This is a genomic window from Novosphingobium silvae (assembly GCF_009856825.1).
Lineage (GTDB): Bacteria > Pseudomonadota > Alphaproteobacteria > Sphingomonadales > Sphingomonadaceae > Novosphingobium > Novosphingobium silvae.
Genome location: NZ_WVTD01000026.1, coordinates 26,295 through 37,927, shown reverse-complemented (window position 1 = coordinate 37,927; position 11,633 = coordinate 26,295). Strand labels below are relative to the sequence as shown.

At 60.4% G+C, this 11,633-nt stretch carries 14 protein-coding genes and 3 pseudogenes; 12 read left to right on the top strand and 5 right to left on the bottom strand.

Features of this window, described 5'->3' with window-relative positions; genetic code table 11:
• Positions 1 to 218 precede the first annotated feature (218 nt).
• The 4 genes from GR702_RS20075 (at position 219) to GR702_RS20060 (ending at position 1,574) form a co-directional block, all read left to right on the top strand.
• On the top strand, positions 219 to 512 hold the full coding sequence (locus GR702_RS20075) for a putative quinol monooxygenase (RefSeq protein ID WP_062342971.1): 294 nt from the start codon (positions 219 to 221) through the stop codon (positions 510 to 512).
• An 86-nt stretch (positions 513 to 598) separates the two neighbouring features.
• Positions 599 to 961, top strand: coding sequence for a MarR family winged helix-turn-helix transcriptional regulator (locus tag GR702_RS20070; RefSeq protein ID WP_224801818.1), 363 nt, complete (start codon positions 599 to 601; stop codon positions 959 to 961).
• The gene (locus GR702_RS20065) at positions 958 to 1,176 is read left to right on the top strand and encodes a putative antibiotic biosynthesis monooxygenase (protein ID WP_066119272.1); all 219 of its coding nucleotides are present in this window, start codon (positions 958 to 960) and stop codon (positions 1,174 to 1,176) included. The genes GR702_RS20070 and GR702_RS20065 overlap by 4 nt, the downstream gene beginning before the upstream one ends.
• Positions 1,173 to 1,574, top strand: coding sequence for a carboxymuconolactone decarboxylase family protein (locus GR702_RS20060; protein WP_081096823.1), 402 nt, complete (start codon positions 1,173 to 1,175; stop codon positions 1,572 to 1,574). The genes GR702_RS20065 and GR702_RS20060 overlap by 4 nt, the downstream gene beginning before the upstream one ends.
• Positions 1,575 to 1,672: 98 nt before the next feature.
• On the opposite strand, the gene GR702_RS20055 is transcribed toward GR702_RS20060, so the two are convergent.
• Together GR702_RS20055 and GR702_RS22820 are read right to left on the bottom strand one after the other, a co-directional pair.
• The gene (locus GR702_RS20055; protein ID WP_062342978.1) at positions 1,673 to 2,791 is read right to left on the bottom strand and encodes a glutathione S-transferase family protein; all 1,119 of its coding nucleotides are present in this window, start codon (positions 2,789 to 2,791) and stop codon (positions 1,673 to 1,675) included.
• Between the two features lie 16 nt (positions 2,792 to 2,807).
• Positions 2,808 to 3,254, bottom strand: coding sequence for an AbrB/MazE/SpoVT family DNA-binding domain-containing protein (locus GR702_RS22820; RefSeq protein ID WP_419470498.1), 447 nt, complete (start codon positions 3,252 to 3,254; stop codon positions 2,808 to 2,810).
• Between the two features lie 237 nt (positions 3,255 to 3,491).
• Here GR702_RS22820 and GR702_RS20050 point away from each other — a divergent pair, with 237 nt between their 5' ends.
• Complete coding sequence (locus GR702_RS20050) at positions 3,492 to 4,085, top strand: recombinase family protein (RefSeq protein ID WP_053556549.1); 594 nt, start codon at positions 3,492 to 3,494, stop codon at positions 4,083 to 4,085.
• Between the two features lie 6 nt (positions 4,086 to 4,091).
• On the opposite strand, the gene GR702_RS20045 is transcribed toward GR702_RS20050, so the two are convergent.
• Together GR702_RS20045 and GR702_RS20040 are read right to left on the bottom strand one after the other, a co-directional pair.
• The gene (locus tag GR702_RS20045) at positions 4,092 to 4,703 is read right to left on the bottom strand and encodes an SOS response-associated peptidase (RefSeq protein ID WP_066114288.1); all 612 of its coding nucleotides are present in this window, start codon (positions 4,701 to 4,703) and stop codon (positions 4,092 to 4,094) included.
• 193 nt (positions 4,704 to 4,896) lie between these two features.
• Positions 4,897 to 5,439, bottom strand: coding sequence for a MarR family winged helix-turn-helix transcriptional regulator (locus tag GR702_RS20040; RefSeq protein WP_010339851.1), 543 nt, complete (start codon positions 5,437 to 5,439; stop codon positions 4,897 to 4,899).
• A 104-nt stretch (positions 5,440 to 5,543) separates the two neighbouring features.
• Between GR702_RS20040 and GR702_RS20035 the strand changes: the two genes are divergently transcribed.
• From GR702_RS20035 to GR702_RS20005, 7 genes and pseudogenes are all read left to right on the top strand, one after another.
• Positions 5,544 to 6,020 carry a YkgB family protein gene (locus tag GR702_RS20035; RefSeq protein ID WP_010339850.1) on the top strand — a complete coding sequence of 159 codons (477 nt, stop codon included), beginning with the start codon at positions 5,544 to 5,546 and terminating at the stop codon, positions 6,018 to 6,020.
• Positions 6,021 to 6,286: 266 nt separating this feature from the next.
• Positions 6,287 to 6,670 (top strand): IS66-like element accessory protein TnpA, encoded by a 384-nt coding sequence (gene tnpA, locus GR702_RS20030; protein ID WP_160987335.1) that lies wholly within the window; start codon positions 6,287 to 6,289, stop codon positions 6,668 to 6,670.
• The gene (gene tnpB, locus GR702_RS20025) at positions 6,667 to 7,014 is read left to right on the top strand and encodes an IS66 family insertion sequence element accessory protein TnpB (protein ID WP_006957496.1); all 348 of its coding nucleotides are present in this window, start codon (positions 6,667 to 6,669) and stop codon (positions 7,012 to 7,014) included. The genes tnpA and tnpB overlap by 4 nt, the downstream gene beginning before the upstream one ends.
• A 51-nt stretch (positions 7,015 to 7,065) precedes the next feature.
• Positions 7,066 to 8,424: pseudogene (tnpC, locus tag GR702_RS20020) on the top strand (IS66 family transposase); the annotation flags it as partial.
• Between the two features lie 69 nt (positions 8,425 to 8,493).
• Positions 8,494 to 9,582 carry an IS5 family transposase gene (locus tag GR702_RS20015; RefSeq protein WP_160987334.1) on the top strand — a complete coding sequence of 363 codons (1,089 nt, stop codon included), beginning with the start codon at positions 8,494 to 8,496 and terminating at the stop codon, positions 9,580 to 9,582.
• 156 nt (positions 9,583 to 9,738) lie between these two features.
• Positions 9,739 to 9,951: pseudogene (locus tag GR702_RS20010) on the top strand (transposase domain-containing protein); the annotation flags it as partial.
• Between the two features lie 36 nt (positions 9,952 to 9,987).
• Positions 9,988 to 10,149, top strand: a pseudogene (locus tag GR702_RS20005) (recombinase family protein); the annotation flags it as partial.
• A gap of 74 nt (positions 10,150 to 10,223) precedes the next feature.
• On the opposite strand, the gene GR702_RS20000 reads toward GR702_RS20005, so the two are convergent.
• Positions 10,224 to 11,590, bottom strand: a protein-coding gene (locus GR702_RS20000) for an IS3 family transposase (RefSeq protein ID WP_160987332.1) whose coding sequence is annotated in 2 segments (ribosomal slippage) — positions 10,224 to 11,239 and positions 11,239 to 11,590 — 1,368 coding nt in all. Because the reading frame shifts where the segments join, the coding sequence is not laid out codon by codon here.
• Between the last annotated feature and the right edge of the window lie 43 nt (positions 11,591 to 11,633).

The window sequence follows — 11,633 nt, the reverse complement described above, 5'->3', positions numbered from 1 at the left end:
GCTGTAAAACAGCGCCTCCTGCGCCACCGTCCGCTCGCCCATCATCCCGACATCTCCGCCTACCTGCGGAGAGATAGAATCAATACTTTAGCGCCATTGCAAGGCCGAGTTTTTCAACAGAATCGGGTGGTTAGCGGACGGTCTGCTTTCAGGAAGTTCTGGACTTGACCAGCCATCACCCTGAATTATATAGTTAGCATGATAACTAAAGGAATGTCATGATCCATCAGTTGAACATCATCGCACGGATCGCGCCACATCCAACGCACTACAACAAGGCGCGCGAGGCCATCTGCGAGATCATCGAACAGACGCGCGCCGAACCCGGCTGCATGGAGTTTCGTCTCAGCGAAAATGCACAGGACGGAACACTGTATCTCTATGAGGAATGGCGAGACGAGGCCGCACTGGCATCGCACCACGATCAACCATACACCCGGGCCGTCTTTGAAGCCTACCGGGACTGGCTGGCAGAAGAGCCGCAAATCCTTCATCTCCGTCCGGTTCGGTAAGGCTGATGTTCTTTCTTAAAGAACTTCCCAGCCGACAAATGGTCGACGGTTATGCCGACCAATTCGCCGATGTCGATGTCGACAGAGTGCTCGACGCGCTTCGGTTGATGCGACGCGCGAGCCTGCTGATCCGCGAGCTGGAAGCATACTTCGCGCGCCATGACCTCTCGCAGCTTCGCTTTTTGATGATGATCCTTATCGACCGCGAACCCGAGCGAAACTGCCTCGCTGCAAGTGAAATTGCCGAAAGGCTGGACGTATCGCGGCCCGTCGTCACGCGCACCTTGCAGGGCTTGGAACGGGCTGGCCTGATCGCGATTTCGGAAAACTCAGAAGATGCTCGCTCCCGGAACGTGACCCTTACTCTCTCGGGGAAAGCCAAGCTCGACGAGGTTCTGCCGGGATACTTCGCCATCCTTCATCGTCCCGATCCAGCAGCCGACAAATGACATTCCGGATCGTTATATTGCGGACCATGCTCGTCTGGCTCGTCGTATGGCCGCTTGTGACCGGGATGCTCAAGCTGCTGGGGTTCATCGCGAGCGATATGGCGCTTGGATTTCAGACACTCATTCTGACGGCAATCCTTGTTCCCCTCATCAGTCTGCTGCTTGCTCCAGCGATGCATTCGCTGGCAACTCGCTTAATGAAGGAATGGTCATGACTGACAGGTTCGAAAGAGGCCTCGAGAATCTTCGCAGAATCGACGGTGAAGCCGGAGAGAAGGTGGTTGAAAGCTTAAAGGACATATCGCCGGATCTTGCCCGCTACACCATCGAATACCCGTTCGCCGATATCTACGCACGGCCCGGTCTTGGCCTCCGCGAACGAGAGATCGCGACGATCGCAGCCCTTACGGCGATGGGCACGGCACAGCCCCAGTTGAAGGTCCACATCCAAGCCGGACTCAATGTCGGTCTTACGAAGAGCGAGATCGAGGAAATTATCATCCAGATGAGCGTGTATGCCGGATTTCCAGCAGCGTTGAACGGGATGCAAGCCGCCAAGGAAGTCTACTCGAGCTCGGATGCCAGCGAATTCGATCAGGATGAGCCTAATTGACGGCAGCTTGCGGTAAGGAATTCTGCCCAGGCGAATGTCCGCAACTGGGTGGAAAGCGGCCATGAGTAGCGGTTTCCTTAAATGAGTAGTTGGGGCAGTCAGTCGCTCCGTTCGTCCCACACTTCGATATTGTCGGCGCGCCTGATCCTGATGGGCAGCTTCTCCTCGAGAAGGGCTGAGAGGGAACGCGCGGCAAATAGGTCTCGTACGGATTCGCTATCTGCTGCCGCGTCCTGCAATCGTTGCCAAAGAAGGAAAGTGTAGGGCTGTACCCCTCCCGTATAGGGGATGCCGCGGAATGACGTTTCCACTTCGCCGACGATCCGCTGATGCGGTTTGGAGGTGACGGGCTGGCCAGGTTTGGCGGCGCCGCTGGCGACGTAAGCGCGCAGAAACTTCAGCCTATCGGTCAGGCCGGGCAGCAGTTCGACAGCGATCTGATCTAGCACCGGACTTAGCGACGCCGGGATCTCATCACCGGCAGCAAAACCATGTTCGCCCTCTAGGTTATATTCCACAAGGTCGAGATCGGGCGCATGCATGCGTTCGACCCAGCGATGAACTTTGGGCGCGTCGCGCTGCATGATTGCGAGCGGAACCGGATCGCGCCCAAGATGAGCGAACAACGGGCCAAAAAGCGAATAGTCGCCGATCGAAGGCTGGGTGCCAACCAGATAGGGATGCTGTGTGAAATGTGCGTCGAGCCCTTGAAGTAGCTGGCGATAGCTTTCCTCGATTGCCGGGATTGTCTCGTCCGACACGCCCAGCATTGGCAGATAGCTGTTCATCCGCGCCATCACCGAGGCGGTGCGCTCGGCATTGCCGCCGACCCCGAAAGCATCTTGCAGAAAAGCTTTCTGTCTATCGAGGTAGGACCAGCGGTAGTGCATGGCATGTCGCGTCAGGCCAAGCACCGAATAGAGTTCGAACAGGTGCGCGACTGCGAGTTGGCGCGGCGTCTTCGGATAGGCAGAATAGCGCACACCGGCGCGTTCGAAGTGATCGATGATGTCGACGGTATCTTGCACGACGCTACCATCGGCAAGCTCCACGACCGGGATGATGCCCCGCCCGATTCTCGGCACCACTACTTGCGCGAAATGGGGGTCGCTGGGCGGTCTCTCACGGTAGCCGATGCCCTGCTTGCGCAAGTAACTGCGAACCTTGCCGGTATAGAGCGAGTGCGGCAGGCCATAGAGGACAAGAACATTTGTCATCAGGTGGGCTGATTCCTCAATATGAAACTGCAAGGCCGCTGAGCTTGCCCGCTAACAAGGATGCCGCCGAATGTCTGCAACGGGTCGTTTGCGGCTGGTCCGCTTCTGGGCATGTGGCCGGCAACGATGTCCGCCCCCGGCTCGTCACGCAGAAGCGCCAGCACGGCCGATGCATCCAGCACCACCTCGCTCGTGGGGCAGGATCGCTAATGCTCGCTTCGTCGTGCCCGGCCTCTTCACGCCTGTCGCGTAGGAAGTCTTCGGTGGTGCGCGGCGACTTGACCGCCTGCAGGTACAGCTCGCGTGCGCGCATCACACGATGGCCGATGGGCACAAGTCGGACGCCACCCGCTTCTACGATCGCGGTCACCTTCGTATCGCCCGACAAGCCCATTGCTTCGCGCACGGACTTCGGAAGAACCATTCGCCCATTGGCAGCCACCTTCAGATCAATAGCCGTCATCACACGTTGAACCTTAGACCAAATATGCCACGGTTTAAAAAGTGGCACACAATCAGATAGGACGCAACGCCATAAGAAATTTGGTTGTACGATAGGGGGTCGCTCAACGGACACAAAATTTGGCCCGATCGCCAATCAATAGAATTTGGCTTTCGTCCTCCAAAATCGGGGTCGACCAGTCCGTCTCATTAAGGTAGTACGACTAGATTCTCATTGATGGGGCGCTAAGCGTTACAGATGACCGGGACTTTGATCGGATACGCACGGTGTTCAACCGACAAGCAGGATTTGACGGCCCAACGCCATGCTCTCGCCGAGCTCGGTGTGTCGGCCGACCGGATCTATACCGATCACGGCCTCACCGGCACTTCGCGCGATCGGCCAGGGCTTGCGCAGGCACTCGCCGCCGTCCGTGCCGGCGATACCTTGGTCGCACCGAAGCTCGACCGCCTAGCCCGATCGGTCCCCGATGCGCGGGCGATCGCCGAGGAGCTCGAGAAGCGCGGTGTTGCCCTCGCCCTCGGCCGACAGATCCACGACCCGAGCGATCCTATGGGCAAGATGTTCTTCAACATCCTCGCCACCTTCGCTGAATTCGAAGCTGACCTGATCCGGATGAGGACGCGGGAAGGTATGAAGGTCGCCAAGGCGAAGGGAAAGTTGAAGGGCAAGCCCCCCAAGCTGACCGACCGCCAGCAGCGCCATCTGCACCAGCTGCATGAAGGAGGCGAGCACTCGATCAGTGAGCTGAGCGAGTTATTCTCGGTTTCGCGCCCAACAGTCTATCGAACCATCCAGCGCATGGCATCCAAGCTCGCTTCCGGACAGTAGTGCATTCTAGCGGCCCGTCCGCACCCAGGGCACCGTCGTTCGATCGACTTTGATATCTCTCTGGTATGGCAGCTCGCATAGGGTCAACGCTTCAGCGGCTGAGCCGTGTTCCCATATCGGATATTGGTCGCCTCGCAAAATAACCGGCATCCGGGAATGGACTTCGGCCGCGGCACCAGTGCCATCCTTCATCACCATCGAATAGCAATCACCCCATTCATCCGAAGACCGCCATACGCCGGCGACGGCGAACAACTCCGCGTCCGGCAGCGACAGCCAGGTGCGCGTCATGGATCCTCGGGGACCCTCGGCCTCCGCCCACGCGGTAAGGGGGATGAGGCAACGTCGCTTCTCGAAGCTGTCCCGCCAGAAGAACTGGCTCAGCTTGTCGGTGCGGGCGTTGTTGACCGGTTTCGGCTTTAGAGGCTGGCCCGACTTCTTGCTCTTCAGCGACAGCGGAAAGCCCCACACCATCGATCGGATCGATCCGTTGGCCACGACCAACCCGGGATACCCTGGATAGATCTCTCCCGGCGCGTTGCTCGCTGCAGCGGGCGCGGCGTTGAACAACCCAGCGACCTCGGCCGAGCTCTTGGTCATGCGATACAGGTTACAAATACACGCCTCCCAGCCTTCAGGAATCTTCAACTGTCATCGCAGTATGATAGAAGAAGAGATCATGCCCGCCACCATTTTTGCCGCCGCCGCTGCCTTTGTTTGCACCCCGATCGCGGTCTGGGACGGAGACGGGCCAATTTGGGGTCAGGACATAGAACGGGCACAGATATACGCTAAGCGTCTCTGCGCGCACTTATGGGTCGACTCTATGCGTCGACGACTCCAGCATTCCAAAGGCATCCATCGGACAGTTGTAGCATCGCCTCTCGTCGCAGAGCCGGCATATCGTCAGCGCCGAGACAGCGTCGTCAGACATCTGCGCAAGTATTGTCTCGGCAATACGTTCCAGCACGAGGCGGTCAGCATTCGAGACATGGCTAAGGATTTCGGATAAAGTCTCGTTTCTTCGTTGCAGGATCGCAGATAGGCGAGTCTCGCCTGCCTCAGTGAGCATCAGCGCTACTGCACGACGGTCCCGTAGCGCTTTGGATCGAACGGCGAACCCGGCTGCAACCAATCGATCGACAAGCCGCACCGTCCCCGCGTGGGACAAGCCTAGCACCCGTCCTAATTCGTCGATCGAAAGACCGGTCGCGTGACCGATGACGACGATCGCCGCGGTGGTTTCGCCACCGCCGGGTATCGTCGGGTCGAATGCCGCCTTCTTAATTCGATCGGTGATGCCCACTGCGAGGGCGCCGAACAGATTGACGAGCCGGTCCGAGAGTACGTTCAAAGGGTTGCCTCATTCATTGACGGCGTATAGTGTATGCGCAGCGCATATATCACGCCTGTCTAAGCATGAAGGCAGGTCATGCGCCATGATGAAAGCGAGGCACCATGTTTTCGACATTACACATAGCTGAAAAGACGACCGGCTCTCGCGGGTCTCTCGCGTTGCTGCGCTGGGCGCTGGTGGTCATCTTTCTCTGGTTCGGTTGCATGAAATTCACGAGCTATGAAGCGATGGGCATCGCGCCATTGATGAAGAACAGTCCGATCATGAGCTGGATTCCGGCCGTTTTTGGGGTGCAGGGTGGAAGCTATTTTATAGGCACCGTCGAGCTCGCGACGGCCGCTGCGCTGATTATCGGTGCTTTCAACAAGACGGCCTCCGCTCTCGGCGCGGCGATGTCATGCCTGACTTATGCCGTGACACTGACGTTTTTCCTGAGCACGCCTGGCGTCGCCGAGCCGACCGCTGGCGGGTTCCCGGCGATTTCGGCCGGAACCGGACAGTTCCTGTTGAAGGACCTGGTGCTTCTTGCGGCATCAGCGTGCCTTCTACTTGCGTCCATACGGACAGCAGACGCGTGACGGCAAACAGGTGATAGGCGACGCTCCGGACCTGCGCTTTTGCCGAACCATACCCGCCTCAGCCCATAACGATCGACAAACCCTGTCGCTTTGATAGGGTGTTCGAAAACATGCTTTCGAGGGTTTGTCGGTAAGCGGGGTCTGACGGCCGCCTTGCATGCCGGGCATTCGCCGGGATGATTGCCGCTCTTTGAGCGGGGTGGCGGGTGTCGGACGAGATCGGGGATAGAGCGAGCTGTGCAGCGACTACTCATACGAGCGGTCGTATGAGTAGTCGGATAGAAGTCGTTAGCCGGGTGTCGGGCCGGCGGCGCTGGACGGTGGATCAGAAGCTGGCCGTGCTGCGGGATGCATTTGGCCCGGAGGGCTGCGTGCGCGCGGCCTGTGAACGCCATAATGTCGGCAGCGGATCGATCTACACGTGGCGGCGCCAGGCGATGTCCGGTGAACTGGCCGGGGTGCACAAGCCGATCGAGCCCGTTTTTGCGGAGGTGCAGATCAGCGAGCAGCCAGCCTTGCCCGCCCCAACGCTCGCGGCGCGCAGCGGCAGCGTGATTGGCATCGAGCTGCCCTCGGGCATCAAGGTGACCGTGGATGCCATGGTCGATGCCGATGCGCTGTCGCGGGTTATCGGCGTCCTGACCCGATGATCCCGCTACCGCCATCGACGCGGATCTTCCTGGCCTGCGGTGCGACCGACATGCGTAAGGGTTTCGACGGCCTGGCGGTGATGACGCAGCAGGTTCTGGAGCAGAGCCCCCATTCCGGTGCGCTGTTCGCTTTCCGGGGCAAGCGCGGCGATCTGGTGAAGCTGCTTTGGTACGACGGCCAGGGCATGTGTCTGTTTTCCAAGCGGATGGACCGGGGGCGCTTCGTGTGGCCGTCGACCAAGACGGGGTCAGTGGTGATGACGGCGGCGCAGCTTTCGATGCTCTTGGAAGGCATCGACTGGCGGCGACCTGAACGCACTTTCACTCCTTCATTGGCGGGGTAAAACGCCCATTTTCTGGTGCTTTTATTAGCGTTTCGACCATCGATCTGCTATATGATCGTGGTGTCGGACGCAGGCCTTTCCACCCCTGATAAAGACGCTCGGATCGCCGAGCTTGAAGCTGCATTGGCAGCTGCCCACGCCGATATTTCCGCCCGCGACATCCTGATCGATACGCTGCGCGTGCAGATTGCGCGCCTCAAGCGGATGCAGTTCGGCAAGTCGTCCGAGAAGCTCGATACCCAGATCGCTCAGCTTGAGCTGGCGCTCGAAGAACTCGAAGGCGAGGCCATCGTCTCCGCCGCGCGTCGAGGCGATCCAGTAGCCGTCGATCGGCCATCACCGGTTCGGACGCTGCCAGCTCATCTGCCGCGCGAGGAGCAGCGGATCGAGCCCGAGCAGGGTAACTGCGCCTGTCCGGACTGCGGCGGCGCGCTACGGCCGCTGGGGCAGGATAGCGACGAGATGCTTGATGCCGTGCCGGTGCAGTGGCGCGTCGTTCGGACCATCCGGCCCAAGTATAGCTGCCGGTCCTGCGAGAAGATCGTGCAGGCGCCCGCGCCGGTAAAGGCGATAGCGCGGGGCAAGGCGACCTTCGGCACCCTGGCCCACGTCGTCGTCTCGAAGTTCGACCATCACCTTCCGTTATACCGCCAGGCCGAGATCATGACCGCACAGGGCATCGAGATCGACCGCTCGACGCTGGCAGGCTGGGTCAGCCAGGCATCCGTGCTGCTCGACCCGATCGTCAGTCGCATTCGCGAGGTCGGCTTGACCGCCTCGAAGATCCATACCGACGATACGCCGGTTCCCATGCTCGATCCGGGACGGGGCAAGACGGCCACCGGCAGGCTCTGGGCCTATGCCGTCGACGATCGGGGCTGCGGTGCCATGACCCCGCCGCTGGTCTGGTATGCGTTCACCACCGATCGCACCGGCGCACATCCCCAACGGCAGCTGGCCAGTTTCACCGGCTATCTGCAGGCCGATGGCTATGCCGGATACGACAAGCTCTACGACACCAACCGCGTCACCGAGGTCGCCTGCTGGGCGCATTTCCGGCGCAAGATATTCGACATCCACGCAACCAAGCCGACACCGCTCACCACTGATCTGCTTGAACGCATCGGTCAGCTCTATGAGATCGAGGCACAGGTTCGCGGCCACCAGCCTGATATCCGACGACGAAGCCGACAGGACCGCACCCAGCCATTGATCGACGAACTGCGCCAGGCACTCGACGATGCCCTGCGCCGTCTCTCACCCAAGTCCGAGATGGCCAAGGCGATCGCCTATGGCCGCAAGCGCTGGGTCGCGCTGACGCGCTTTCTCGACGATGGGCGCCTGGAAATCGACAACAACATTGCCGAGCGCGCCATGCGCTGCGTGGCCTTGGGTCGCAAAAACTGGACGCCTCGAAAAACCGCTGGCGCATAGGGGCCTGAGCTGATTCATTGGCTCTGCGCGACAGCGGAGGCGGTGATGGCGGGACAGCCGGGTTTCTTCGATCTTTCGGACCGATACGAGGCGCTGAGCGCTGCAAGAGATCCACTCGAGCGCTTGGTGGCAGTGGTCGATTTCGAGGTGTTCCGCGGACCGCTTGTGGCGGCGCTACGCCGCAGTCCTCGTGGCAAAGGTGGGCGGCCACCGTTCGACCCGGTTCTGATGTTCAAAATCCTGGTGTTGCAGGCCCTCTACTCGCTGTCGGACGAGGCCACGGAGTTCCAGATCAAGGATCGTCTGTCGTTTCAGCGCTTCCTTGGCCTTGGCCTCGACGGGACGGTGCCGGATGCAACGACGGTGTGGCTGTTCCGCGAGCGCCTGGTGAAGGCCAGGGCGATCGAAAAGCTCTTCGCTCGCTTCGATGCCGCGCTCACCGATCGAGGCTATCTCGCCATGGGCGGCCAGATCATCGATGCCACCGTGGTGCCAGCGCCCAAGCAGCGCAACACCCAGGAGGAGAAGGCGGCGATTAAGGAAGGGAGGATTCCCGAGCACTGGAAGGACAAACCAGCCAAGCTCAGGCAGAAGGACCGCGATGCGCGCTGGAGCGTCAAGTACACCAAAGCCAAGGTGACGGACGGCGCTGATCCAAAGGCGTTCAAGCCGGTAGATCTCGCCATCCCCATGTTCGGCTACAAGAACCATATAGGCATCGACCGGGCCCATGGCCTGATCCGCACCTGGGATGCCAGCGCCGCCAATGCGCACGATGGCGCACGGCTGCCGGTCCTGATCAGCCCGGGCAACACCGCCTCGGGCGTGTGGGCCGACACCGCGTACCGCTCCAAGAAGAACGAGGCCTTCCTGGCCAAGGGCATGTTCACCAGCAACATTCACCAGCGAAAGCCGCATCGCCGCGCCATGCCCGAGCGCATCGCGCGCGCCAACGCGAAGCGATCGGCAGTCCGCTCAGCCGTCGAGCACGTCTTCGCAAGCCAGAAGCATCGCATGCGCCTCGTGGTGCGCACCATCGGCATCGCCCGTGCACGTATCAAGATCGGCATGGCCAACCTGGCTTATAACTTCCAGCGGCTCGTCTGGCTCGAGAGGAGAAGTGCGCCCACTTGAGGGGCAGAGTGCACCCGACCGGGCCGGAAAACAGCCAAAATCGGCCAATGTAGAAGCAAATCGATCCCGCTACGGCCAAGAAAGCGCCGCCATCACGCAGGCTCCACCCCGGATACGCTCATCATGAGCGAAAACGAGCGGTTCTTCGAAGTGTCCAACTGGCTGTTTGCAGGATCAAAGGCGAGCGGTGATCGGGCCGCCGCCATCTACTCCATCATCGAGACCGCCAAGCTCAATGGCCTCGAACCGCAGGCCTACATCGCCGATGTCATCGCCAAGATCTCTGGCGACTGGCCTGCCACGCGCTGGGATGAACTCATGCCTTGGAACTGGCAGCCAGATCAGCAACCGATCGCCGAAGCCGCCTGATCTGCGGCCTCCAGCTCACGCTTACGTTTGTCGTACATGCTGGTCGGATATATGCGGGTGTCAACGACCGATGACCGCCAAACGGTCGATCTCCAGCGGGACGCGCTCGTCGCAACCGGGGTCGATCATCGGCATCTCCATACCGACAAGGCATCCGGCGCGCGCGACGACCGACCAGGCCTGAAAGCCTGCCTCGACTGTCCGTCGTCAGAACATTTGGCACAGGTCGCGGCGTAAATTAGCGGAGTGCGGGCCTCGTCTGTTGTTGGGTTTTAGGCGGCGAGCTTACGGTGTTGCAAGCGCCGATGTTCAATGGTCTGTCGCTTGATCCTTTCGCGTTGTTTGATGATGGCTGGTGCCCTGCCGAAGTAGGCGTCTGCGGGCGTCACGTTGTTTAGGCTCTCGTGGTATCGGCGGTGGTTGTAGTGCTCGACGAAGGTCTCGATCTGGGCCTCAAGGTCGCCGGGCAGGAAGTAGTTCTCGAGCAGGATGCGGTTTTTAAGGGTCTGGTGCCAGCGCTCGATCTTGCCCTGGGTCTGGGGGTGCATCGGGGCGCCGCGCACGTGGCTCATCTTGTTGGCCTCGATGTATTCAGCCAGTTCGCCCGCGATGTAGCTGGGACCATTGTCGCTGAGCAGCCGGGGCTTGTGCAACACCGTGGCGCTGTCGCATCCGGATGCGACCAACGCTACATCCAGCGTGTCGGTCACATCCTCGGCCCGCATGTTGGTGCACAACTTCCAGGCGATGATGTAGCGCGAGAAGTCGTCGAGCACGGTGGAGAGATACATCCAGCCCCACCCGATGATCTTGAAGTAGGTAAAATCGGTCTGCCACATCTCGTTCGGCCGGGTCGTCTTGGTATGGAACGCATCAGCCGCTTTCACCACGACGTATGCCGGGCTGGTGATCAGATCGTGGGCCTTGAGCAGGCGGTAAACCGTAGCTTCGGACACAAAGTATTGGCGCTCATCGGTAAATCGCACCGCCAGTTCGCGCGGTGACAGCTCGGACTGCTCCAGCGCCATTTCGACGATCTGGTCCTGCACCTCGGGCGCGATCCGGTTCCACACCCGGCCTGGAGCCGATGGCCGATCCGCCAACGCCTCCGGGCCGCCTGCGAGGTAGCGGTCATACCAGCGGTAGAACGTCCGCCGGGCGATGCCGAGTTGGTCCAGCGTTCGCTTGGCAGGCAGGTGGGACTGCTCGACGATCCTGATGATCTCGAGCTTCTCGGATGCGGGATACCTCATTCTTCGTCGCCCCCATCCGCGATCATGCTTTTTTTGAGCAAACGGTTTTCCAGCGTCAGGTCGGCCACGGATTCCTTCAGGGCGCGGGCTTCGCGGCGCAGATCCTGCACCTCGCCAGTGGTCGCGGCACGGGCGGTATCACCGGCCAACCGGCGCTTACCTGCTTCCATAAACTCCTTCGACCAAGTGTAATACAGGCTCTGGGCGATGCCTTCCTTGCGGCACAGCTCTGCGATGCTGTCCTCACCACGCAGGCCGTCCAGCACGATGCGGATCTTTTCTTCGGCAGAGAAATGGCGCCGGGTTGCTCGGCGGATATCCTTGACCACCCGCTCAGCTGGGGCCTTCTTGGGAGGGGATTTTTTCACGGAGGGTTGGGTCTTCATCTTCGTTCCTTCGTCACTACGACGAAGCCCCAACCCTCCTTAA

What these genes read in the sequence shown, in the direction of transcription:
- GR702_RS20050 (WP_053556549.1), top strand. Translation starts at nt 3,492, where the DNA reads ATGACCGGGACTTTGATCGGATACGCACGGTGTTCAACCGACAAGCAG.
- tnpB (WP_006957496.1), top strand. Translation starts at nt 6,667, where the DNA reads ATGATCCCGCTACCGCCATCGACGCGGATCTTCCTGGCCTGCGGTGCG.
- GR702_RS20015 (WP_160987334.1), top strand. Translation starts at nt 8,494, where the DNA reads ATGGCGGGACAGCCGGGTTTCTTCGATCTTTCGGACCGATACGAGGCG.
- GR702_RS22820 (WP_419470498.1), bottom strand. Translation starts at nt 3,254, where the DNA reads ATGACGGCTATTGATCTGAAGGTGGCTGCCAATGGGCGAATGGTTCTT.
- GR702_RS20060 (WP_081096823.1), top strand. Translation starts at nt 1,173, where the DNA reads ATGACTGACAGGTTCGAAAGAGGCCTCGAGAATCTTCGCAGAATCGAC.
- GR702_RS20035 (WP_010339850.1), top strand. Translation starts at nt 5,544, where the DNA reads ATGTTTTCGACATTACACATAGCTGAAAAGACGACCGGCTCTCGCGGG.
- GR702_RS20055 (WP_062342978.1), bottom strand. Translation starts at nt 2,791, where the DNA reads ATGACAAATGTTCTTGTCCTCTATGGCCTGCCGCACTCGCTCTATACC.
- GR702_RS20075 (WP_062342971.1), top strand. Translation starts at nt 219, where the DNA reads ATGATCCATCAGTTGAACATCATCGCACGGATCGCGCCACATCCAACG.
- tnpA (WP_160987335.1), top strand. Translation starts at nt 6,287, where the DNA reads ATGAGTAGTCGGATAGAAGTCGTTAGCCGGGTGTCGGGCCGGCGGCGC.
- GR702_RS20065 (WP_066119272.1), top strand. Translation starts at nt 958, where the DNA reads ATGACATTCCGGATCGTTATATTGCGGACCATGCTCGTCTGGCTCGTC.